Source organism: Stenotrophomonas sp. Steno-C15, from assembly GCF_056393265.1.
Genome location: NZ_JBWJPF010000051.1, coordinates 1 through 836 on the forward strand (window position 1 = coordinate 1; position 836 = coordinate 836).

At 64.7% G+C, this 836-nt stretch carries 1 protein-coding gene; it reads left to right on the plus strand.

Annotated features, from left to right (window positions below; genetic code table 11):
* Window positions 1-836: elongation factor Tu (gene tuf / locus AC06FB_RS18840; RefSeq protein ID WP_478053982.1), on the plus strand; the 836-nt coding region annotated here is incomplete at both ends.

Sequence of the window (836 nt, forward strand, 5' to 3'; positions counted from 1 at the left end):
ATCACGATCTCGACCGCGCACGTCGAATACGAATCCCCGACCCGTCACTACGCCCACGTTGACTGCCCGGGCCACGCTGACTACGTCAAGAACATGATCACCGGTGCTGCCCAGATGGACGGCGCGATCCTGGTGTGCTCGGCCGCTGACGGCCCGATGCCGCAGACCCGCGAGCACATCCTGCTGTCGCGTCAGGTCGGCGTGCCGTACATCGTGGTGTTCCTGAACAAGGCTGACATGGTCGACGACGCCGAGCTGCTCGAGCTGGTCGAAATGGAAGTGCGCGAACTGCTGAGCAAGTACGAGTTCCCGGGCGACGACACCCCGATCATCTCGGGTTCGGCCCGCCTGGCGCTGGAAGGCGACCAGAGCGAGATCGGCGTGCCGGCGATCCTGAAGCTGGTCGACGCGCTGGACACCTGGATTCCGGAGCCGGAGCGTGCGATCGACAAGCCGTTCCTGATGCCGGTGGAAGACGTGTTCTCGATCTCGGGCCGCGGCACCGTGGTGACCGGTCGTATCGAGCGCGGCGTGATCAAGGTTGGTGACGAAATCGAAATCGTCGGTATCCGTCCGACCCAGAAGACCACCGTGACCGGCGTGGAAATGTTCCGCAAGCTGCTGGACCAGGGCCAGGCAGGCGACAACGCCGGTCTGCTGCTGCGCGGCACCAAGCGTGACGACGTCGAGCGCGGCCAGGTTCTGGCCAAGCCGGGTTCGATCACCCCGCACACCGAGTTCGAAGGCGAAGTGTACGTGCTGTCGAAGGACGAGGGCGGCCGTCACACCCCGTTCTTCAACGGCTACCGCCCGCAGTTCTACTTCCGCACCACCGA